The organism is Confluentibacter sediminis (assembly GCF_003258355.1).
Lineage (GTDB): Bacteria > Bacteroidota > Bacteroidia > Flavobacteriales > Flavobacteriaceae > Confluentibacter > Confluentibacter sediminis.
Window position 1 is genome coordinate 1 of sequence record NZ_QKPO01000028.1, and the last position, 21,072, is coordinate 21,072.

The following is a 21,072-nucleotide window of genomic DNA, read 5'->3' on the forward strand; positions in this document are numbered from 1 at the left end:
GAAAAAGAATTGTATAATTATATCAGGATTTATTTAATAACCTGTATAGTTATTTTAGGACGGGTCATCAAGCATTTTTAAAAGGAGAATAATAGTGCTTTTTAGGTATCAAGTCCATAACAAGTCCATAACAAGTCCATAGCAAGTCCATATTGAATATGGACTTGTTATGGATTTTATATGCTTTTTTTATGTATTTTTATCGAATATAACCTAAGGTTTGCACTAACAGACAGGTAAATGCTGTTTAAAAACCATCTGCCAACCTTAATAAAATTTTGTACGATGGCTAGACCCATAAATGACGGCACCCTGAGTGGTGCGATAGGTAACGTGGTATTTGTAAACAAGGGCCCTTATACCTATGCGCGTAGCAAACCGGCAAAAGTAAAACAGACCGCTAGTACCAAGGCGGCCGCCAGTACCTTTGGCTGGGTGAGCCAACAGGATAAAAAGTTCCGGTTTGCCCTTGCTCAGGCTTATCCCTTGATAACGGACCCTTATTATGCCGCCAGGCACCGTGCCTGTATGGCCAAGGCTCTAAACCCAAATAGGAGTGCCACGCCCACTCCTGCTCCCTTGACACTAAACATGCCACAGGCCATGGAAGGGTTTGAGTTCAATACCCTTTTGCCTTGGGCTAAGACCTGCCACTTTTATTTGGAGTTTGCAGACACTGCTACCCCTACGGTGACATGCCACGTACCTGCCCTAACCCTAGGTGAGAACCTGAAACCGCCCAAAGGGGCACTATCTGCAAATATAAATGTCCATGCGTTTCTAGTAAACCCCAATGTGCCAGATATCGATTTAACACCCATAAGCAGCCATGAGCTAACATTACAGCCTTTTAAAACCGCCCCGGCATCGCTGTGGAGCTTTGACCTTCCTGCTGAAGACGGCTGGTTGCTGGTGATTAGCACAGTAACTTTTAAGTTTGAACAGGCGAACGTGGCTGCTGGTTTACGAGGCTGCTCTTCATATCTTTATGCCTCATTGCGGGGAGCGTAACGATGAAGCAAGATACCTGGCATGGCGAGGCACGAAGCCATCTTAGGATGCGCAACTACCATTAGACAGATGGCTTCTCCCGATAGCTATGGGGAGAAGCCATGACGGTCACATCATAGGGCTTCACGGTGTTCCCTATGACGACTCACTGGCTTCCATGTCCATGATTAAATTAGCAATAAGGGCTGTCCACCCCGTTTGGTGCGAGGCGCCCAAGCCTTTCCCGTTGTCGCCATCAAAAAACTCATAAAACAGATGCAGGTCTTTAAAGTGCTCATTGCTTGTAAACATGTGGTCAGGGTCGTCTGAATGGTATTGAAATTTCCCTTCAGCATTGGCTTCAAACAGTTTTACCAAGCGTTTGGTAAGCTCGTCGGCTATTTGCTTTAAATTGAGTTTGTTGCCCGAACCGGTTGGGAATTCATATAAATATTTATCGCCATAAAAGGTGTAATACTTGCGTAGGGACTGTATAATCATATAGTTAATAGGCAACCAAATGGGGCCACGCCAATTGGAATTGCCACCAAACATATTGGAACGGCTCTCTCCGGGTTCGTACTGAATTTGATGGTCTCCATGATGATGGAATACAAAGGGGTACTTTTCGTGGTACTTGGAGAGGGAACGGATGCCGTAATCTGACAGAAACTCGTCTTCGTCCAACAACCGTTTGAGCAAATGTTCCAACCTAAAGCCACGCATGATGGAAAACAGGTAGTTGCCTTCGGCATTGGCATCGTCGAGATTGGAAATTAAGGACGCCAAATCTGGGCGGGTTCTTATAATTTCGTTGGCGCGGATTCTAAACTCCTTTAATTCCTCGAATAAATCTTTATGGATGATTTCCACAGCAAACATAGGAATGACGCCGACTAAGGAGCGCACCCGCATTCTGTTGGTCGTGCCATTCGCCATTTCTACCACATCGTAATAGAAATTGTCCTCATCGTCCCAAAGGGAAATATCTTTTTTACCAATATGGTGCATCGCCCAGGCAATGTTTAGGAAATGCCTAAAAAACTTGGCTGCGGATTCTTCGTAAATTTTATTGGTTTTAGAGAGTTCTAAGGACATGCGAAGCATATTCAACGTAAACATCGCCATCCAACTGGTGGCATCGGCCTGTTGCATGCGCTTAATGCCTTCGGGCATGTGGTTTCTATCGAACACCCCTATATTATCCAATCCCAAAAAGCCACCTTCAAACAGGTCGGTACCACTTTTATCTTTTTGGTTGACCCACCATGTAAAATTAATCAGGAGCTTTTGGAAGGCTTTTTCTAAAAACGCCGTATCGGGGATGCCTGTATAGGTTTTATCCTTATCGTAAACCGTCCATACCGCATAGGAATGTACGGGCGGATTGACGTCGCTAAAATTCCACTCGTAGGCAGGAATTTGTCCGTTAGGGTGCATATAACTTTCTTGTAGCACCAATAACAGTTGTTCTTTGGCAAAATAAGGGTCTATTTCTACAAAGGATGCCATGTGAAAGGCCAAATCCCAGGCGGCATACCAGGGATATTCCCACTTATCGGGCATGGAAATCACGTGCCTATTGGTAAGGTGTTGCCAATTGTAATTACGCATATTGGCACGGTTGGGTGCGGGTTCGCCGGGTCCGCCAAACAGCCATTTAAAGACATCGTTATAATAAAACTGCTTGGTCCATAACAAGCCAGAAAAGGCACTTTTCGCAATGGCCTGATGGGTTTCTGGAATCGTGTTTTTGATGGTTTCGCTATAAAAAGCTTCGCATTCGCTAATGCGCTCATGAAAAATGGCATCAAAATCTGCCCAAGGATCTTCTAGCTTATTTTTACTAAGGCGCATGCTTACGGTTCTCTCCTCGCCCGGCTTTAATTTAAATTGATGCCATACGGCGAATTTGGAGCCGTTCTTTTCTGGATTTACGGTCGGTTTTTTATGAATCACATGGTCGTTGATGCCATCTTTAACGTAATCGACTTCGTTTTCATAATTGTAAATACGCATATTATTGGTCTCGTTCTCACAGAATAGCTGCTTGCCTGCTTCATGATACAAATAATACCGGCCATTTCTGGTGCTTCGGGATAGCACACTCGTCTCTGAAACGGCTTTCATATTGGGACGTGTGTGCTTTTTGTTATGTTTCCAGAAATTACGAAACCACAGGTGTGGTAATACGTGAATATCGGCTGCCTTTGTGCCTCGGTTTACCACCGTTACTTTCATTAAAATATCATCCACATCGGCTTTGGCGTATTCAATATAACAATCAAAATAAGCGTTGTTTTTAAAGACGCCCGTGTCCAATAATTCATATTCAAACTGATCGCGGCCTCGTTGGTTGCCATGTACTAAATTCCCATAGGGAAATTCGTTATGCGGATATTTATAGAGGTACTTGCAATAGGAATGCGTGGGCGACGATACCTGATGAAAATAGAGTTCCTTCACATCCTCCCCATGATTCCCTTGATTGTTGGTCAAACCGAACAAGCGTTCTTTTAAAATGGCATCTTTACCATTCCAAAAAGCCGGTGCCAAACATAATATTTCTCGGGAATCGCAAAAACCAGCTATGCCCTCTTCGCCCCACCTATAGGCATTGCTTCGTGCTTTTTCGTGGTCTATAAATTCCCATGACTCACCATGGATGCTATAATCTTCGCGAACAGTGCCCCATTGTCTCTCTGCTAAATAAGGCCCCCATTTTTTCCAATGTTTATAATTGTCTGGAACGGCTAATCGTTCTGCCTCACGCCCTTTCTGAATCATATGTTGTATAAATAAATTTGAACTCCTTAATAAAAAACCATCGCTAAAAAGCCATCCGTTTTCACAGATACATACTGAATGGACAAGCTCCGATTTCGTAGGTTTTTAATAAAAATAGGATTTTTTTAAACAAGTAAGCCAAGCTATAAAAACTATTGCTTAATTACTTTTTTTGCTAAATTTCTTTTAATATCTCGTAAAAAAATGTCGCATAATTTGATGAAGTCGTACTTCTAAACCTTTAAGCACATAAAAACAGGCACTTTAAATAAAGTGCCTTTTGTCATTATCATTTAAGAGCTTATGGCTCGTTTTAAACAAAAATTAAGATGAGGGCCACAACAATCCCTCCTAGTGTAAATAAAAGTCCCTTTTTGAAAATCTTTGTGTCTGGCATAAACATCCAGAAAGAGGAGATAACAAAAAACAAAAGTGAGACACCAAAGAACACGTTTAGAAAAAACAAGGGTTGCTTGGTGTTTGCTTTATGGAGGGTTGTTAACTTATCTAATACTAAGGGAAGCTTTTTAATTTTAAAAGCCGCAATCCCTGTTGTTTTATTGAAAGTCACATCGTTGCTAAAATATACCATATCGCCGTCTTCTTTCTCCACTTTTAAAAAGGGCATTCTTAATTCCTGTCCTATTTTGTGAATATCGGTATCAGGAGGCAGGGGACGCTCCATGGCTGTTTCTTGTTTTAAAAAATCGGTATTTCTAAAAATTAGAATGATACCGCTAATGGCATAGATGGCCATGATTCCTGCTAGGAAAAATCCTAAATAGCGATGAATCAATCTCATGTAAATATTCGATTTTTTTACTTTCATGGTATGTGGTTTTTGGTGGTTGTTATTTAGTTGATGCCAAAGAAGTTATAAGGCTTAGACTCCATAAATTGGTTTTGGTTTAGTTTAAAGCACCTATTTATCAGGGTTAAAAATAAGGTATTCAAGTGATACCTATGCAAAGGGTTTTTCAAATAGTTACGGGTTAGTATGCTTTGGCGATTTTAATGGCCTCGTCAATATCGGCTACTATATATTGCCTGTCCAAAACCGCATACACACCATTTTTTTCGAAGTCGCTTTTCAAGGGTTCGCGGATACCGGACAAAATAACCTTGACTTGTCTTAATTGGTAAGAGCTAATGATTTCCTTTAAACTTTGATAGCCTGTGGCATCTATTAATGGCACATAACGCATCCTGATAATGATCACTTTGGGCTGTAAATGGGTGTTAGTGATGGTTTCCTGGAATTGGCGGGCTGCTCCAAAAAATAAAGGCCCGTTTATTTCATATAAAAGCACCTCTTTGGGGATATCCAATAGTTCTTCATCAAACAAATGCTCGCCATTTACATGGTCTGTTGTGATGTTTTCAACAACCACAGATTCGCTCATACGCTTCATAAACATAAAGCTGGAAAGCACAATGCCTATTTCAATAGCGATGATTAAATCGAAAATAACGGTTAGAAAAAAAGTGGTCAATAAAATAATGATGTCCATTCTATTGCCTTTTAAAATAGACCTGAATTGCCGCCATTCGCTCATGTGATATGCCACGACCATTAAAATACCTGCCAGACAGGACAGGGGTATCAACTTGGCATAAGGCGCAAACAAAAGCATGATAGACAATAAAACCAGGGCATGAGTAATACCTGCAATAGGCGTTCTACCCCCATTTTTAACATTGGTAGCCGTTCTGGCAATAGCTCCTGTGGCGGGAATACCACCAAACAAGGATGAGAAGATGTTGGCAGCCCCTTGCGCTATTAATTCGATGTTGGAACGGTGTTTGCCACCAATCATGGAATCGGATACCACTGCCGAAAGCAGGGATTCTATACTCCCCAATAAGGCAATGGCAAACGCTGGAGCGATAAGTGATTTTATAGTCGCGAAATCCACATGGGGTAAGGATGGCATACTAAAATTATTGGGAATGTTGCCAAAATTACTTTCTATGGTATCTACAGGCAAATTAAACATCTTTACGACTATGGTTGATAATACGATAGCAATGATGGAACCCGGTATTTTTTTAATAAGCTTTTGAAAATATAAGGTAATGAGTACCGTTCCGCCCGCAATGGCTATGGCATAGCCATTCACCTTATCAATATTCTCAAAATAGACCTTCCATTTATCTAAAAAATCAGCAGGAACTTTGGCTATATGCAAGCCAAAAAAGTCATTGATTTGCGAGGACAGAATAATTAAAGCAATCCCACTGGTAAAGCCCACAATCAGGGAATAGGGTATAAATTTCAGCAAGTTACCCAAGCGCGCCAAGCCCAAACCGATGATGATAAAGCCTGCCATAAAGGTGGCGATGGTCAATCCGTTTATTCCAAATTCCTGAACAATGCCGTACACAATCACAATAAATGCCCCTGTGGGGCCTCCTATTTGCACACGGCTCCCACCAAATGCCGAAATGGTGATACCAGCAACGATGGCTGTAATGATTCCTTTTTCTGGAGACACCCCAGATGCAATGGCAAAAGCAATCGCAAGCGGCAGAGCTACGATACCCACGATGACACCAGACAGGATATCTTTGGAAATGGTTTCTTTAGAAATACCTTCTTTTATAAGGGAAAATAATTTGGGGATAAATTCTTTTTTCATTGCAGAATAAACAACTTAAATATTAATGATATGCAGATTTTTAAATCCCAATATCAACGCATCACGAAGTTAGTATATTTTCACGCCATATGAATCAAAAAAAGAAAATGATTACGGTTTATTTTTCCAGCAATAGCAAGATGTTTCTACCACTCACGAAGTTTATTCAACGCTTCCTGTGCTTCTACTTCTTCTTGGGAAATCACTTTTAAAAAGGATGGATGCTGTTCGATGGCGTATTCTATTCTTTTTACAATATCGTCCGTCGTTTCATTTTCATAATCAATCACCAACGGTTCCTTAATTTCGATGGATTGTAGAATGTTTTTCTTTTTAATACGCAGGCCTTTTTTATCGAACGAGCGTCTAAAACCATCAATAACAATAGGAACTACTATAGGTTTGTAATTTTTAATAATGAAGGCCGTTCCTTTTCTGATAGGCTTGAATGGTGTGGTAGTCCCTTGCGGAAAGGTGATGACCCAACCATCGTCCAACGCTTTGGCTATATTAGAGATGTCGCTCATTTTAACTTGTCGGTTGACGTCTTTACCTTCAGCACGCCATGTACGCTCAATACTAATGGAGCCTACATAGGCTAGAATTTTGGGTAGCAAACCCGCCTTCATGGTTTCTTTAGCGGCTACATAATAGATATTTAACTTCGGATTCCATAAATAGCCCACGTTTTTTATAGAATCTGTACGACCGCTTAAACTGGCGTTAAATACATGAAACATGGCCACTACATCGGCAAAATAGGTTTGGTGATTGGAGATAAATAGAACGTTGGTATCTGGTAAGTTTTTAATGACTTCAGAGCCTTCAATTTGTAATTCATTAAATCCGCGAAAGCGTCTGTGGGTCATCGCACCCAAAATGCGTATGAGCCATTTTTTCACAATAAGTATATGTCCGAATGGATTTCGCTTAAACAATCCCATGCATCATGCTTCTTAGTTAGAGGTTACAAATGTAATAAATCTATTAAATTTAGATTAGTTCTTTTAACAAGTCTTTTATCTCACTTAAAATCATGGCGGTGGCTCCCCAAACAATATGGCCGTTCAATTGAAAGACGGGCACTTCAATATCAACACCATAGGAGGCATTAACACGTTTCGTCATGACGACCTTATCATCTAAAAAATGTTGTAAACCTACCTCTATAAGCGCCTCTACTTCGGCTTCCTGAAGCTTAAAAAGGGGTGTCGTTGGTGTGAATCCTATAAAAGCATGCACATAAAAATTACTAGGTGGGATGTAAACGGGTGTCAATTCTTTTAAAACGTCAATGGTATGTATGGAGACACCCACTTCTTCAAAGGTTTCCCTAAGTGCCGCCTGTTTTAAAGACATATCTTGGGGTTCTAACTTGCCGCCAGGAAATCCGATTTGGGCAGAATGCACGCCTTCATAGGTTTTTCGAAGGATTAAAACGAATTTTGTTTGATGGTTTCCATCGGGGTAAAACAAGGCTAAAACACCTGCTTTTTTAGCTGTTTTGATAGCATCTCCTTGACGCTTTATTAATTCCTCACGAAATGCTGGCACCATTTTAAGTTGAGAGGCCTCGGCTGGTAGCTTTATATTTTTTATTTTTGAAGATAATCTTAAAAAGTCATTAAAATCCATTCTCTATGCGCATTATCTTGTTCTTATGTATTTCTGTATTAGTTCTGAATTGTGAAGATAAACAATCGAAAAAGAAAACAAACACGAATGTGATGGAAACTAAAGACAGCCTAGTAAAAATAGTGCCTAAGGATACGGTACAAGACGCAAAAGGGGAGTTTCCTGTTTTAGATGATAAAAATGCGATTCCTTTTTTTGCTGAATACGATAAAAAAAACAAGGAAAATAAAGTTAGAATCTTCACTGATTTTGGAGATGTTGACATCCTGCTTTATAATGACACCAAATACCATCGTTCCAATTTTATCTATTTAACAAAACGTCATTATTTTGATGGCACACAGTTTTACCGTGTGATTAAAAATTATATCGTACAGGCTGGTAATAGTGACGATGAAAAAATAGCGCAAAAACGCTTTGAAATTGGAAAGTACTTACTCCCTACCGATACTAAAAAGGGCTATACACACCATAGAGGGGTTATCTCCATGCCTAGTAGCGATATTGACAATCCTTACAAACTGGCATCGCCTTACGAGTTTTTTATCGTACTGCAAAAAGGAGGTGCTGATTTTTTAGATGGTGAATACACCATTTTTGGAGAAGTGACCAAAGGTATGGAGGTACTTGATAAAATTGCAGCTGTAGATACGGATAGTTCAGATTGGCCACTAAAAAACATCTACATCAGGAAAGTAGAAATCATTGAGTAAAAGGGCACTGACCGTTTTTAAAATTATAAGGTTTGGCTCAATTAGTATCAGGTCCATAAATAGAAGGTAAGCCGATTTTAAATTTTACGGCGATTAACCTAATAGAGATGATTGTTAATACAGATATGATAAAAACAATATTATTATCTATAGGGAATTCCCTTAATAAAAAATAAACAATACCTCCAACGATACAGGCTGTGGCATAAATTTCTTTTCTAAAAATAACTGGAATTTCATTACATAATATATCTCGAATAACTCCACCAAATGATGCTGTCATAGTTCCTAATGCAATACATATCACGGGGTGTAAATTGGCATGTATGCCTTTTTCCACACCAACGAGTGTATATAAGCCAATACCAATGGTATCAAACAGAAACAACGACGTTCTGAGATAATTTATCTTGCTTCTAAAAATGATAGCTAAAATTGACGATAAGGTAATAACATAAGTAAACACACCGTCTTTCATCCAAAAAACGGGGGTACTTCCAATCAGTAGATCGCGAAGGGTGCCTCCCCCTACCGAGGTTACAAAGGCAATGATTAGGATGCCGAATAAATCCATTTTTTTGTTTATGGCGACCAATACTCCTGAAATGGAAAAGGCTATGAGTCCTAAAATATCTATTATATAAAACATCTATGGTTTGTAAGTATTAAAATTATTTGATTTGGGTTAGGTCAAGTGAATCTCTCGATGTTAGAAAACAAAATGGATAACGCACTACATATCTTGCGTATAATAATTATAATCCTTTAAAATGACGTCAATAAATTCCATATCCGTTTTTTGCTTTATGTCCTTGATACCAATGACTTCCATAAGTTTGGTACGTAATTTTATGAGTGTTTGATAATCTTTGGCTGCTCTTGCCGATGTGAATGTTTCTTTAATAATCCGGGCATCGTTATCAGATAGTTTAATGACATTTGGATAGGTTGGTACGTAATCGGCTTTCAAATGTTCCAAAATAGTGTGGTTGATGGTCACATGGTCTTTCAAGCCTATAACGGCCGTTCCCGCAGCCATATCGCCCAATCGTTGCGTTTTATTATTGAATAGCATGACAAAAAAGCCCAATCCCAGAACGTACACATCAACAATTCTAAAAAACCATCGCACTACATAATCTGAAAAAGAGGCTTGGTAGCCATCAATCTTAACCACCTTAATTTTAAGAGCTCGCTTTCCAAGTGTTTGACCTTGTAAAAAAGATTCTAACACCAAGGTATAAAACATAACGGGCAAACTGAGCAGCGTATTGAGACCAATTTGAGACCATTCGTCCATGTTTTCAAAAGCATCAAAGACATTCCCCACAATGAGCAAATAGCCAATTTTAATAGTCATATCAATGATAAATGCCAATAAGCGTTCTCCTGCACCAGCGGCATTGAACTTAATTTTTACATTTTGGGTCGTGTTAATTTGTAACTCTGACATTTTATATTTTAATTTATCAAAAATACATGAATTTTTTCATTTGAAAATTCACTAAAATCAAATAAAAAAATCACAAGGATTAACGTAGTTGATTACTGAAGGAAAACTAAATCTTGTTTTTTTCAACACAAAATTTAGTTTTTTACAGAAGAAATATATGAGGGAAGTTGCATTCATCAAGCAAAATAAGGAAAAATGGCTAAGTTTTGAAAACGCCATTTTCAATAATGATTTTAAAGACCCCGATGAATTGGCGTCTCAATACATTCATGTAATAAACGATTTAGCATATGCACAAACCTACTACCCAAAAAGTAAAGTTATTGATTATTTAAATCAGTTAGCGGCAAAAGCTTTCCAAAAAATATATAAAACCAAGCGCGAAGATACCAATAGAATTCTTGCCTTTTGGAAAACCGAAATCCCTTTGATTTGTTACCAATACCGAAGATTTATATATGTTGCTTTTATCATTTTTTTTGCATTTACCTTCATTGGGGTCATTTCTGCGGCAAACGATGGTGAATTTGTGCGTTCCATTTTGGGTGACAATTATGTGAATCAAACCCTCACAAACATTGAAAATGGAGACCCTGTAGCGGTTTATAAAAGTGGTAGTAATTGGGGCAGTTTTATTGGTATAACCGTCAACAATTTAAAAGTGGGGGTCATGTCTTTTATATTGGGGGTTTTTGGTGGTGTGGGGACGATCTATATTTTATTTCAAAATTGTATCATGCTGGGTTCCTTTCAATACTTTTTTTATGAAAAAAACGTCTTTTGGGAAAGTGTCCGAGGCATCTGGATTCATGGTTCTATGGAAATCTTTGCTATTGTTATAGAAGCTGCTGCAGGCTTATTATTGGGAGCCAGTATTTTGTTCCCTGGTACACATTCCAGATTTACCTCTTTTAAACACGGTGCCAAAACAGGGATTAAAATATTGATAAGCACATTTCCATTTACATTGTCTGCTGGGTTTTTAGAGGGTTTCATTACCCGCTATTCCAATATCATGCCCAATTGGCTATCTGTTGGCATTATACTTATCACCCTTAGTGCCATCAGTTTTTATTATTTAATATATCCGTTTAAAGTCTACAAAAAAACAAACAGGAGGATTCATTTAAGCCTTTCACATATTTGAAGAACAAAAGATTACATATCGTCATCTTGATTTTATGGACTGTTTTAAGTAGCTCCGTTAGCTTGGCCTCTATCCAACAAAAACCTCAACAAAACAGGACTTTCAATCCGAATTTTAAAGAACAGTATTCTGGAAAAAAATATGATTATGAAGGTAAAAAGGTCGTAAGCAATACGCCTACTGGCTCTGGAAAGTATGAAAAATACAAAAATGGAGATCCTACTATTAAAGAATCAAATAACCATGAAGGTTTCAGCATTAATTTAGGCTCGTTTAGCTGGATATTTTACATAGCCATTTTTATAGCTGTTCTGTATTTGGTTTATATTTTATTGAATGAAGGTGGTAGTGGATTATTTTCTTCTAAAGGACATAAAAACATTGAGGGGTCTACTGAAATTACTTCCGAGAATATTGAAAATGCCGACATTAACGCCCTAATAAATCGTGCTGAAGACAATGAGGATTACAGGCTTGCCATTAGATACTACTACCTACTGGTTTTAAAAACATTGACCTTAAAAAACCATATCAAGTTTGAAGATGATAAAACCAATGCCGAATATTTGAATGAAACCCATGATAAATCCTATGGAAAAGACTTTGCTTACACCTCCTATTTGTACAATTATATTTGGTATGGCGAATTTCCTTTAGACACTGCACAATACAGGAAAGCGAAACATAATTTTACAACCTTAATCAATCAGGTAAAATAATGAAGAAAATAGTACCCATACTTCTCGTTATTATTGCCTTGGTAATTACGGCAGCCGTTGCTATTGGCATAAAAAACACGAAAACAGTCGATTGGGAAGAATCTTTTAACGAAAAAAGCAACAAACCTTATGGCTTAAGTGTGTTTTATAAGGAATTGCCAAGTTTGTTTAAAAAGCATAAAGTTAGAACGGTATATTATACCCCGGAAAGTTATTTAAAAGCCAATTCTGAAAATGGCTATGGAGATCATGTGGCAAAAGGAAGCTTTCTCATCATTGGTAATTCTGATTATTTGGAGGATGCCTCTGTAGATGAATTATTGCATTTTGTTGATGAAGGCAATACGCTTTTTATATCGGACTATTATTTCAGTCAAAAAATCCATGACACGTTACACATCGATGTTAATTATGCTTCCAATAAAAAAGACAGTATTTCTTATGTATCCTTTGAAAACAAAAGCTTATCAAATGCCATGATTGATAAAAATGAAGGCGTTAATTATTTTTCAAGATTTGACTCTATTAACTATCATATCTTAGGCTATGTTAAAACAGATGAAACACGCATCAATTTTATTGAAGTCCCTTTTGGCAAAGGGCATATTTATTTGCATTTAGAACCTAAAGCCTTTACGAATTATAATATTTTAAAAGATAACCGATATAAATATACAGAAGCCCTGATATCTTATTTACCAGAAAGTGATGTGTATTTTGACTCGTACACAAAAATACAATCTGCTTATAGCAATGCTGAAAAGACATCTAATCTATCGTGGTTTTTAAAGCAACTATCGTTTAAATGGGCTTGGTACACGGCTTTGATTTTTACTGTTTTATTTGTGGTTTTTAACGCCAAACGTAGGCAACGCATCATTAAAATCATTAAACCTTTGCAAAATACCACTGTAGCCTTTGTAAAAACCGTTTCTAATTTATATTTTGATATTCAAGACCACAAAAACCTAATACACAAAAAAATAACTTACTTTTTAGAAAAAATTAGAACCGATTATAATTTAGACACTTCTGTTTTAAACGATGAGTTTATAACAAAATTGGCCTCTAAAACAGGAAAGAAAAAAGAAGAGGTCAAGAAACTTATAGATTATATAAATTGGTTAAAATCAAGACAAGAGTTTTTTGAAGGCAATCTTCTTACACTCAATAAACATATAGAAGCGTTTTATTCAAATTAATTATGGAAGAAAATAAAGACCCACAAGAGCAAGATTTATTATTGTCTAAACCTGAAATAGCAGATTCTGATAAAATTATTGCTGAAAACACGGATTCGGAATTAAAATTTGAAAACAGATTGGATTTATCTGAATTACAACAAAGTGTCAACAAGATAAAAGAGGAGATTGGAAAGGTTATTGTTGGTCAAAAAGACATGATAGACATGCTGATTGCATCGCTTTTGGCGAAAGGCCACGCCCTTATAGAAGGTGTGCCTGGAGTTGCAAAAACCATAACGGCTAAGCTTATTGCCAAATCGTTGAGTGTCGATTTTAGTCGCATTCAATTCACCCCGGATCTAATGCCCAGTGATATTTTAGGAACTTCTATTTTTAATTTAAAAACTTCGGAATTTGAGTTTAAAAAAGGGCCTATTTTCTCCAATATGGTACTTATTGATGAAATTAATAGAGCCCCTGCAAAAACGCAAGCTGCTTTATTTGAAGTTATGGAAGAACAGCAAATTACCATTGATGGCAATAAATTCGCACTAGACACTCCCTTTATGGTTTTAGCCACTCAAAACCCGATAGAACAAGAAGGCACCTATCGCTTACCAGAAGCTCAATTAGACCGCTTTCTATTCAAAATTGATGTCGATTACCCCAATTTAGATGAAGAAGTTGAAATTATTTCCAGAGAGCATCAATTAAAAGAAAAAGTAAAAATTAATGAAATCTCATCCTTTTTAACGGCCTCTCAAATAGCTAATTATCAAAATGTAGTGACACAAATTCTAGTGGAAGCGCATTTGCTAAAATATATTGCCGAACTAATAATTGCCACAAGAAACAACCCTTTTTTATATTTAGGCGCCTCACCTAGAGCCTCCATCGCTATTTTAAAAGCCAGCAAAGCCTTTGCAGCCATGTCGGGTCGTGACTTTGTAACGCCAGAAGATATAAAAAGAGCTGCCATTCCGGTATTACACCACCGTGTTATTGTAACGCCCGAACGAGAAATGGAAGGTGTTACCAGTAAACAAATCATTGCACAAATCATTGAAACAGTGGAGATACCTAGATAGTTTGATGGGGTTTGGGTGTTGGGTTCTGGGTGTTGATTTGTTTAGTCGTGTAGTCGTTTATTTAGAATAACTTTTAACTTTTAACTTTTAACTTTTAACTTTTAATATTGAAATTCCTTAAACCATTCTACATACAACCTCGCTTTTTCTATGCTGGCATTGGCATTGTCGTGTTGTTTGTATTAAGTTATTTTATTCCCATTTTATTTAATATGGCTCAACTTTTTATAGTCATATTAGCGCTATTATTCGTTGTTGATTTTCTAATTATTTTTATAGGCAAGAACAAAATAGAAGCCACTAGACTGTTACCCGATAAGTTTTCGAATGGTGATGAAAACAGCATTCAATTAAACATCCATAACAACTATTCTATTTTAGTTTATTTAGAGATTATAGATGAAATTCCCGAGCAATTTCAGGTTCGTGATTTTAAACTTAAAGAAACTATTTCATCTAGAAAATCGAAATCAATTCAATATCTATTAAGGCCAACAAAACGGGGTGAATATTATTTTGGGAACCTGAACATATATGCATCATCCATTATAAACTTAGTAGCAAAACGGTTCACTTTTAATCATGGCGCCATGGTACCAACCTACCCCAGCTTTAAACAATTAAAGAAGTTTGAACTTTTAAATATTAATCAAAACTCTTTAGATTATGGTTTAAAAAAAGTGAGACGCCTAGGACATACTATGGAATTTGAACAAATAAAAGATTATGTTTTAGGAGATGATTTGCGAACTATTAATTGGAAAGCCACCGCTAAGAAAAACCAATTAATGGTGAACCAATTCCAAGATGAAAAATCGCAACCCATATATTCCATTATAGACAAAGGGCGTATTATGAAAATGCCTTTTGATAGCTTAAGCCTGTTGGATTATGCTATAAATGCTTCTTTAGTGATTAGCAGTATTGCTTTAAAAAAGCATGATAAGGCTGGTTTGTTTTCTTTTTCTAAAAAGGTGGAAAACATGGTTGTTGCAGACAGACGTAACTCTCAAATGCGACTTATTTTAGAAGCCTTTTACAACATAAAAACTGATTTTTTTGAAAGTGATTTTAGCCGCTTATACACGAGTATAAAAAGCAACATTAACCACAGAAGCTTACTATTACTTTATACAAATTTTGAAACCTTAGATGGTTTAGAAAGACAATTACCGTACTTAAAAGCCATAGCAAAAAGTCATTTATTAGTGGTCATTTTCTTTAAAAATACAGAACTTGACAGTATCATTAATGAAAAAGCCCAAACCATCCAGCACGTATACGACAAGGTTATTGCTGAAAAATTCGCCTTCGAAAAACGGCTCATCGTTAACGAATTAAGAAAATATGGCATCTACTCCATTTTAACAACTCCAGAAAATCTAACCATAGATACCATTAATAAGTATTTAGAAATAAAAGCACGGGGGTTATTATAACAATGTTTTAAATTCGTATTTCATGTTTTTTTGCTAAAATCAACAGGTCATCATTAAAAACTTACAGTTCGGTAAACCAAATTATTATAGCATCTTTTTCAGCCAGATATTTGAAATATAACAACAAATAAAATCAAATATCATGAAAACCATCCTATCCATTATCGCACTAGCATTATCTCTAAACTTTATCAACGCTCAAGAAATAAAAAATGGGCAAAGCATAACGGTGACAATTAACAAAATAAGCAATAACAATGGAAATGTATTACTGTCATTACATACTAAAGATACCTTCATGAAAGGCAAAGGCATCCAAACCATTAAAAGCAACATAGTTGATGGAAAAATCACTGCTACTTTCACAAATGTTACGCCAGGAACCTATGCCATACTGGCATTACATGATGCTAACGGTAACAACACTATGGATTATGAAGCAAATGGCATGCCCAAAGAATCTTATGGTGCGTCTAACAACTCCATGAGTTTTGGCCCACCAGAATTTGATTCTGCTAAATTTGATGTAACCCATGAAGATATAGACATGACTATCATATTCTAAAATAAAAAAGCGACCCATGGGTCGCTTTTCTGCTATGAATAAACTCTATTTATACGGTTTCATTTAACCAAGCTTTCATCATCCAAACCGTTTTTTCTTGTTCCGTTATAAAATCACTCATCATCGAATTCGTACCTTCATCATGAGCCTCATCAGATTTATTTAAAATAGCACGTTCAATTTTTAATAATTCAGATAAGGAATCTATAATTAAAGTCACGGCTTTTTCATCTTGCGATATATTTTTTCCAACTGGTACTTTGGCATTTTCAATATAATCTTTAAAGGTGTGAAAAGGGGTCTCTCCTAGGGTTAAAATACGCTCTGCAATTAAATCTACCTTCATATTAGCATCGGTGTATAACTCTTCAAACTTAATATGCAGGTCAAAAAAACGCTTCCCTTTAATATTCCAATGAATACCTCTTAAATTTTGATAATATATTTGAAAATTTGCTAACAAATTATTTAAATCTTTTGCTAAATCTTTAGTTTTTAAGGTATCTAAACCTATGCTGTTTAGTGTCATAACTGTTTGTTTTTATTGTTATTACAAATTTAACTTATAATTATGGGTTATTACTATAAATTTTATTGATAGTTTTTATATTTTTATAGTCTAAATTGATACACGATGACGATTACACAATTATATTATGTTTTAGCAGTTGCAGAAAACCAAAACTTCACAAAAGCGGCTGAAAAGTGTTTTGTAACACAGCCCACTTTAAGTATGCAAATTCAAAAATTGGAAGATGAATTAAATATTCAAATTTTTGATAGAAGCAAGAAACCTATTGAATTGACTGATGTTGGTAGAAAAATCGTGATTCAAGCAAAAAACATAGTCAACGAATCCTATAGAATACAGGATATTGTAGACCAGCAAAAAGGATTTATTGGTGGCGAATTCAAGCTGGGAATTATACCAACAGTGATGCCTACCCTACTTCCTATGTTTTTGAAATCCTTCATAAAAAAGTATCCAAAGATTAAATTAAAAATCGAGGAGCTAACTACCGAAGAAATAATAAATAGAATAAAAGAAGGCCATTTAGATGCTGCCATTGCTGCCACGCCTTTAGAAACCGATTTTATTAAAGAACGCGTATTATACTACGAACCGTTTGTAGGTTATATTCCTGAAAACCACCGACTAAAAAGCAAACAAAAATTAGAAACATCCGATTTAGAAATTGACGACATGCTTTTGCTGGAAGATGGTCATTGCTTTAGAGATGGGGTTATCAATCTTTGTAAAGTGTTTAAAAGTCAAACAGACGAAGCATTTCAATTGGAAAGTGGCAGTATAGAAACCCTTATAAAGTTAGCCGATGAAGGTATGGGTATGACGCTTCTACCCTACTTACATACGTTGGATTTGAATGACAAAGCAAAAAAGAATTTACATTATTTTAATGAACCAACTCCGGCAAGGGAGGTGAGCATCATCTATCATAAAAGTGAATTGAAAATTCAAATTATTGAAGCTATGCAAACCGTTATATCTGGAATTATTAGAGGTGCTATAGCATTTCAAAATGTCAAAATTATAAGTCCATTACCTTCAAAATAAATAGCAGAATGCATCGTCATTACGAACGCCGTGAAGTCATCTGTTCTTTGTTTGTTCTATTTAGAAACAAATATCATGAGATGGCTTCTTCCTAACTTCTCAATGACGATTATTTTATTTTATAAAACATAATTTAACGTGAATAATGGATAAGTATCTTGATGAAAAAAATAAAAGAAATACTATGTCAATAAACTTTTTTAGCTGATTTTTCTTTTCAAATATATAATTCAACCAAAAATAACCATTGTTAAATATTAAGAAAATAAAAAAGGCGACCAAATGGTCGCCTTTTTTATGCCTTTAAATAAATTAAACATTTATCTAATTCTGGATTTTGTCTTATCAAGGTTAGAACAAATTCCTTAAGTTCCTCAATCTCATAAGGTAATAATCGTTGTACTGCTTTTTGAACTTCTTTACAGAACAGTGTCGCATCAAAACTAACTTTGTTAAGCACCGTTTTGGTGTACTCAAGCATTGCTCTTGCCATGGTTATTCGTTGGTTTTAGGTTTACAATAAAAAGTAGATTTGTTTTATATGCTGTAAATTTAAAATTCCGTCCCTAAATTTACTAAAAATTTGAATACATTTTTTGATTTAACTTAAAATTAATAGTTAAAATTGGAAAGTATTCATTCATATTTAAAAACGGTTATCACCATCTAGCATATTACCTAAACCACCAAGAATACTGCCTTCTCCTTTTTGTTTACCACCACCTTGGGGTGCAGATGCCAAGACTCTTCCTGCTAATCTACTAAATGGCAATGATTGAATATACACCGTACCTGGGCCCTGAAGTTTGGCAAAAAACAAGCCTTCTCCTCCAAAAATGGTGTTTTTAATCCCTCCAATAAACTCAATATCATAATCTATATCTTGAGTAAACCCTACAATACACCCCGTATCGACGCGTAACGTTTCACCTCGCTGTAATACTTTTTTAGCCATAGTCCCACCCGCATGAACAAATGCCTTACCATCACCTTCCAGTTTTTGCATGATAAAACCTTCACCACCAAACAAGCCTCTACCTAAGCGTTTTGAAAACTCAATACCGACACTGACTCCTTTGGCCGCACATAAAAAGGCATCTTTCTGACAAATAAATTTACCTCTAAATTCGGCTAAATCAATGGGAATAATTTTTCCAGGATAAGGCGATGCAAATGACACTTTTCTTTTGCCAACTAAGTCATTGTAAAAAGCCGTCATAAACAAACTTTCACCTGTAAGGATACGCTTTCCCGCTCCTAAAATAGAACCTAAAAACCCTTTATTGTTTTCAGATCCATCACCAAAAATGGTTTCCATTTTAATACCATCGTCCATCATCATAAAACTGCCCGCTTCGGCTATAACACCTTCTTGAGGATCGAGTTCTATTTCTACATATTGCATTTCTTCACCGTAGATTACATAGTCAATTTCGTGTGCTGTCATTTTTCAAGGATTTATTGTTTATTTATATTTGTATGCTGATTTAAATATTTGTTACAGTTTTTTATTAGTGGTTGATGGTTGATGAAAAAATAGAAAAATCATTCAAGAACAATAGACTGACTAAAAACCCAATATTCTAATGGTCTAACGTTTCACTTTGATGCTCCATTCAAAAACAAAATTAGACACTTCAATACCTTCTTCATTGGTTCCAATTGATTTTAAACTGATAAGTTGCCCATCGCCTGTCTCAATGGCTTTTTTAATAGCATCATCAATTTTGTAACCATCTTTGCAAACAAATCGGATTAATCCCGTTGCTTTTTTAGTAAAACTAGCTTCATTTTTAACAACCAGCATAGATATGGATGTCCCTGATTCTTTAATTTTTGTCATCATTAAAGCACCTGTCGAAAATTCTGCCGCCATACCTTGTACAGCCCAAAACATAGATTTAAACGGGTTTTGATTAATCCATCGATGCTTAACAGTGACCACACATGTTTCACTATCTATGTATTTAGTCCGAACACCACACAAATATGCCGACGGCAGTTTGAACATGGTAAAAGTATTTAGCTTACTTGCTGTGATTTTCATCTTGAATCATTAAATTTTTACTAAGTTATGAAATCGCCTGCAAAACCAAGTTTTTTTTCAAAAAACCCCAATAAAATGAGGTAACAACATATTATCCTTGAAACTCAAAAAAGTCCCTATGAAAATATAACGCATTAACAAATGTTAATATTATGTTAAATAAAACTACTATGCGTAACATAATACCTTCTTTAAGACATATATTTGCATAAGAAACTATTATATACTTTTTAAACTTATGAAAAAATACCGTCTTGCTTTTATAATACTAATGATGATTTCTCTATCAAACTGCTCTAAAGTCCAAGATGAAATCATCTATATGAATAAACTATCAAATGAAATTAAAGAAACCTATAACATTAAAAGTATAGACATAAAAATGTTAAGAAAAGACGACATAATCATATCATTAACAGATTCTCGATTCCATAATTTCAGTTCAGAAAAAAAACAAGCATTAGCTAATCAAATTGGAGAACTTGTTTCTAAACTTAGAGGTGACATGACAAAAATAAATACAGGAGAGTTATTATTTATTAACGAAACGAATTTTATTGTTGGAAAAACCACCGAATCGGAATCCTTTAAAATGTTTGAATAAATCACATCAATCAAAAAAATCATGCTAGATACCCATCAAAAAAACATCGCTACTTTCATTCACTTATCTACATTTAGTAGGTTTATTTTTCCATTAGGTAATTTTATAGCACCTATAATTCTTTGGATAGCAAACAAAGAAAAATCTGAGTTTGTAGATGCCCATGGAAAGCAAGCTATTAATTTCCAATTAAGTGTTTTACTTTATACTATTATTTTAGGAACTATATCCGTTCCCTTTTTTATTTTCAAAATATTCCATGGGTTGGATTTTATAGATTTTAATGGTTTCAATAATTTTCATATTAGTATAGATAGACCTTCTCCCCTTTTATACATAGGTGGTGGCTTAGGGGTTATAGCTGTAGTCGGTTTTATCATAGAACTTGTATTAATAGTCAGGGCTAGTTTAAAAGCAAGAGATGGCGAATATTTTCAATATCCTTTAACAATAAATTTCATCAAATAATCAATCATCAATCAAAAA

22 protein-coding genes are annotated in these 21,072 nt (G+C 35.8%); 11 read left to right on the forward strand and 11 right to left on the reverse strand.

What is annotated here, in order from left to right:
• Positions 1 to 240 precede the first annotated feature (240 nt).
• Entirely contained in the window at positions 241 to 1,011 is a 771-nt protein-coding gene (locus tag DKT72_RS17225) for a hypothetical protein (protein ID WP_162623359.1), read from the forward strand.
• Positions 1,012 to 1,146: 135 nt separating this feature from the next.
• Here DKT72_RS17225 and DKT72_RS17230 read toward each other — a convergent pair whose 3' ends face one another.
• The 5 genes from DKT72_RS17230 to DKT72_RS17250 form a co-directional block, all read right to left on the reverse strand.
• Entirely contained in the window at positions 1,147 to 3,777 is a 2,631-nt protein-coding gene (locus DKT72_RS17230; RefSeq protein WP_111309993.1) for an MGH1-like glycoside hydrolase domain-containing protein, read from the reverse strand.
• A gap of 313 nt (positions 3,778 to 4,090) precedes the next feature.
• On the reverse strand, positions 4,091 to 4,606 hold the full coding sequence (locus DKT72_RS17235) for a hypothetical protein (protein WP_111309994.1): 516 nt from the start codon (positions 4,604 to 4,606) through the stop codon (positions 4,091 to 4,093).
• 163 nt (positions 4,607 to 4,769) lie between these two features.
• Positions 4,770 to 6,416 carry a SulP family inorganic anion transporter gene (locus tag DKT72_RS17240; protein ID WP_111309995.1) on the reverse strand — a complete coding sequence of 549 codons (1,647 nt, stop codon included), beginning with the start codon at positions 6,414 to 6,416 and terminating at the stop codon, positions 4,770 to 4,772.
• A gap of 146 nt (positions 6,417 to 6,562) precedes the next feature.
• Positions 6,563 to 7,360, reverse strand: a complete 798-nt coding sequence (locus tag DKT72_RS17245) for a lysophospholipid acyltransferase family protein (RefSeq protein ID WP_111309996.1) — start codon at positions 7,358 to 7,360, stop codon at positions 6,563 to 6,565.
• A 49-nt stretch (positions 7,361 to 7,409) separates the two neighbouring features.
• Complete coding sequence (locus DKT72_RS17250) at positions 7,410 to 8,051, reverse strand: NUDIX hydrolase (RefSeq protein ID WP_111309997.1); 642 nt, start codon at positions 8,049 to 8,051, stop codon at positions 7,410 to 7,412.
• Positions 8,052 to 8,056: 5 nt separating this feature from the next.
• Between DKT72_RS17250 and DKT72_RS17255 the strand changes: the two genes are divergently transcribed.
• Entirely contained in the window at positions 8,057 to 8,764 is a 708-nt protein-coding gene (locus DKT72_RS17255; protein WP_111309998.1) for a peptidylprolyl isomerase, read from the forward strand.
• A gap of 37 nt (positions 8,765 to 8,801) precedes the next feature.
• On the opposite strand, the gene DKT72_RS17260 is transcribed toward DKT72_RS17255, so the two are convergent.
• Together DKT72_RS17260 and DKT72_RS17265 are read right to left on the reverse strand one after the other, a co-directional pair.
• A complete protein-coding gene (locus DKT72_RS17260; protein ID WP_111309999.1) occupies positions 8,802 to 9,413 on the reverse strand; it encodes a trimeric intracellular cation channel family protein in 612 nt (203 codons plus the stop codon).
• Positions 9,414 to 9,497: 84 nt separating this feature from the next.
• Positions 9,498 to 10,217, reverse strand: a complete 720-nt coding sequence (locus DKT72_RS17265; protein WP_111310000.1) for an RDD family protein — start codon at positions 10,215 to 10,217, stop codon at positions 9,498 to 9,500.
• Between the two features lie 157 nt (positions 10,218 to 10,374).
• On the opposite strand from DKT72_RS17265, the gene DKT72_RS17270 reads away from it, so the two are divergent.
• The 6 genes from DKT72_RS17270 to DKT72_RS17295 all read left to right on the forward strand — a co-directional run bounded on the left by DKT72_RS17270 (position 10,375) and on the right by DKT72_RS17295 (position 16,359).
• Positions 10,375 to 11,364, forward strand: coding sequence for a stage II sporulation protein M (locus DKT72_RS17270; protein ID WP_111310001.1), 990 nt, complete (start codon positions 10,375 to 10,377; stop codon positions 11,362 to 11,364).
• Entirely contained in the window at positions 11,361 to 12,083 is a 723-nt protein-coding gene (locus DKT72_RS17275) for a hypothetical protein (RefSeq protein WP_162623360.1), read from the forward strand. The genes DKT72_RS17270 and DKT72_RS17275 overlap by 4 nt, the downstream gene beginning before the upstream one ends.
• A complete protein-coding gene (locus tag DKT72_RS17280) occupies positions 12,083 to 13,285 on the forward strand; it encodes a DUF4350 domain-containing protein (protein WP_111310003.1) in 1,203 nt (400 codons plus the stop codon). The genes DKT72_RS17275 and DKT72_RS17280 overlap by 1 nt, the downstream gene beginning before the upstream one ends.
• Positions 13,286 to 13,287: 2 nt before the next feature.
• Entirely contained in the window at positions 13,288 to 14,355 is a 1,068-nt protein-coding gene (locus tag DKT72_RS17285) for an AAA family ATPase (RefSeq protein WP_111310004.1), read from the forward strand.
• Positions 14,356 to 14,462: 107 nt separating this feature from the next.
• Positions 14,463 to 15,794, forward strand: coding sequence for a DUF58 domain-containing protein (locus DKT72_RS17290; RefSeq protein WP_220628150.1), 1,332 nt, complete (start codon positions 14,463 to 14,465; stop codon positions 15,792 to 15,794).
• 142 nt (positions 15,795 to 15,936) lie between these two features.
• A complete protein-coding gene (locus tag DKT72_RS17295) occupies positions 15,937 to 16,359 on the forward strand; it encodes a DUF2141 domain-containing protein (RefSeq protein WP_111310005.1) in 423 nt (140 codons plus the stop codon).
• Between the two features lie 49 nt (positions 16,360 to 16,408).
• On the opposite strand, the gene DKT72_RS17300 is transcribed toward DKT72_RS17295, so the two are convergent.
• The gene (locus tag DKT72_RS17300; protein WP_111310006.1) at positions 16,409 to 16,888 is read right to left on the reverse strand and encodes a Dps family protein; all 480 of its coding nucleotides are present in this window, start codon (positions 16,886 to 16,888) and stop codon (positions 16,409 to 16,411) included.
• A gap of 105 nt (positions 16,889 to 16,993) precedes the next feature.
• Between DKT72_RS17300 and DKT72_RS17305 the strand changes: the two genes are divergently transcribed.
• Complete coding sequence (locus DKT72_RS17305) at positions 16,994 to 17,935, forward strand: LysR substrate-binding domain-containing protein (RefSeq protein ID WP_111310007.1); 942 nt, start codon at positions 16,994 to 16,996, stop codon at positions 17,933 to 17,935.
• 295 nt (positions 17,936 to 18,230) lie between these two features.
• Here DKT72_RS17305 and DKT72_RS17310 read toward each other — a convergent pair whose 3' ends face one another.
• The 3 genes from DKT72_RS17310 to DKT72_RS17320 all read right to left on the reverse strand — a co-directional run bounded on the left by DKT72_RS17310 (position 18,231) and on the right by DKT72_RS17320 (position 19,982).
• Complete coding sequence (locus DKT72_RS17310) at positions 18,231 to 18,428, reverse strand: hypothetical protein (RefSeq protein ID WP_111310008.1); 198 nt, start codon at positions 18,426 to 18,428, stop codon at positions 18,231 to 18,233.
• A gap of 153 nt (positions 18,429 to 18,581) precedes the next feature.
• Positions 18,582 to 19,382 carry a TIGR00266 family protein gene (locus DKT72_RS17315; protein ID WP_111310009.1) on the reverse strand — a complete coding sequence of 267 codons (801 nt, stop codon included), beginning with the start codon at positions 19,380 to 19,382 and terminating at the stop codon, positions 18,582 to 18,584.
• 144 nt (positions 19,383 to 19,526) lie between these two features.
• Positions 19,527 to 19,982, reverse strand: coding sequence for a DUF4442 domain-containing protein (locus DKT72_RS17320; RefSeq protein ID WP_111310010.1), 456 nt, complete (start codon positions 19,980 to 19,982; stop codon positions 19,527 to 19,529).
• Between the two features lie 322 nt (positions 19,983 to 20,304).
• On the opposite strand from DKT72_RS17320, the gene DKT72_RS17325 reads away from it, so the two are divergent.
• Positions 20,305 to 20,586, forward strand: a complete 282-nt coding sequence (locus tag DKT72_RS17325) for a hypothetical protein (protein WP_162623361.1) — start codon at positions 20,305 to 20,307, stop codon at positions 20,584 to 20,586.
• A gap of 21 nt (positions 20,587 to 20,607) precedes the next feature.
• Complete coding sequence (locus DKT72_RS17330; RefSeq protein ID WP_111310012.1) at positions 20,608 to 21,054, forward strand: DUF4870 domain-containing protein; 447 nt, start codon at positions 20,608 to 20,610, stop codon at positions 21,052 to 21,054.
• Positions 21,055 to 21,072 lie beyond the last annotated feature (18 nt).

Coding starts and splice junctions, on each gene's coding strand:
- DKT72_RS17225 (WP_162623359.1), top strand. CDS start 241: ATGCTGTTTAAAAACCATCTGCCAACCTTAATAAAATTTTGTACGATG.
- DKT72_RS17230 (WP_111309993.1), bottom strand. CDS start 3,777: ATGATTCAGAAAGGGCGTGAGGCAGAACGATTAGCCGTTCCAGACAAT.
- DKT72_RS17235 (WP_111309994.1), bottom strand. CDS start 4,606: ATGAAAGTAAAAAAATCGAATATTTACATGAGATTGATTCATCGCTAT.
- DKT72_RS17240 (WP_111309995.1), bottom strand. CDS start 6,416: ATGAAAAAAGAATTTATCCCCAAATTATTTTCCCTTATAAAAGAAGGT.
- DKT72_RS17245 (WP_111309996.1), bottom strand. CDS start 7,360: ATGGGATTGTTTAAGCGAAATCCATTCGGACATATACTTATTGTGAAA.
- DKT72_RS17250 (WP_111309997.1), bottom strand. CDS start 8,051: ATGGATTTTAATGACTTTTTAAGATTATCTTCAAAAATAAAAAATATA.
- DKT72_RS17255 (WP_111309998.1), top strand. CDS start 8,057: ATGCGCATTATCTTGTTCTTATGTATTTCTGTATTAGTTCTGAATTGT.
- DKT72_RS17260 (WP_111309999.1), bottom strand. CDS start 9,413: ATGTTTTATATAATAGATATTTTAGGACTCATAGCCTTTTCCATTTCA.
- DKT72_RS17265 (WP_111310000.1), bottom strand. CDS start 10,217: ATGTCAGAGTTACAAATTAACACGACCCAAAATGTAAAAATTAAGTTC.
- DKT72_RS17270 (WP_111310001.1), top strand. CDS start 10,375: ATGAGGGAAGTTGCATTCATCAAGCAAAATAAGGAAAAATGGCTAAGT.
- DKT72_RS17280 (WP_111310003.1), top strand. CDS start 12,083: ATGAAGAAAATAGTACCCATACTTCTCGTTATTATTGCCTTGGTAATT.
- DKT72_RS17285 (WP_111310004.1), top strand. CDS start 13,288: ATGGAAGAAAATAAAGACCCACAAGAGCAAGATTTATTATTGTCTAAA.
- DKT72_RS17295 (WP_111310005.1), top strand. CDS start 15,937: ATGAAAACCATCCTATCCATTATCGCACTAGCATTATCTCTAAACTTT.
- DKT72_RS17300 (WP_111310006.1), bottom strand. CDS start 16,888: ATGACACTAAACAGCATAGGTTTAGATACCTTAAAAACTAAAGATTTA.
- DKT72_RS17305 (WP_111310007.1), top strand. CDS start 16,994: ATGACGATTACACAATTATATTATGTTTTAGCAGTTGCAGAAAACCAA.
- DKT72_RS17310 (WP_111310008.1), bottom strand. CDS start 18,428: ATGGCAAGAGCAATGCTTGAGTACACCAAAACGGTGCTTAACAAAGTT.
- DKT72_RS17315 (WP_111310009.1), bottom strand. CDS start 19,382: ATGACAGCACACGAAATTGACTATGTAATCTACGGTGAAGAAATGCAA.
- DKT72_RS17320 (WP_111310010.1), bottom strand. CDS start 19,982: ATGAAAATCACAGCAAGTAAGCTAAATACTTTTACCATGTTCAAACTG.
- DKT72_RS17325 (WP_162623361.1), top strand. CDS start 20,305: ATGAATAAACTATCAAATGAAATTAAAGAAACCTATAACATTAAAAGT.
- DKT72_RS17330 (WP_111310012.1), top strand. CDS start 20,608: ATGCTAGATACCCATCAAAAAAACATCGCTACTTTCATTCACTTATCT.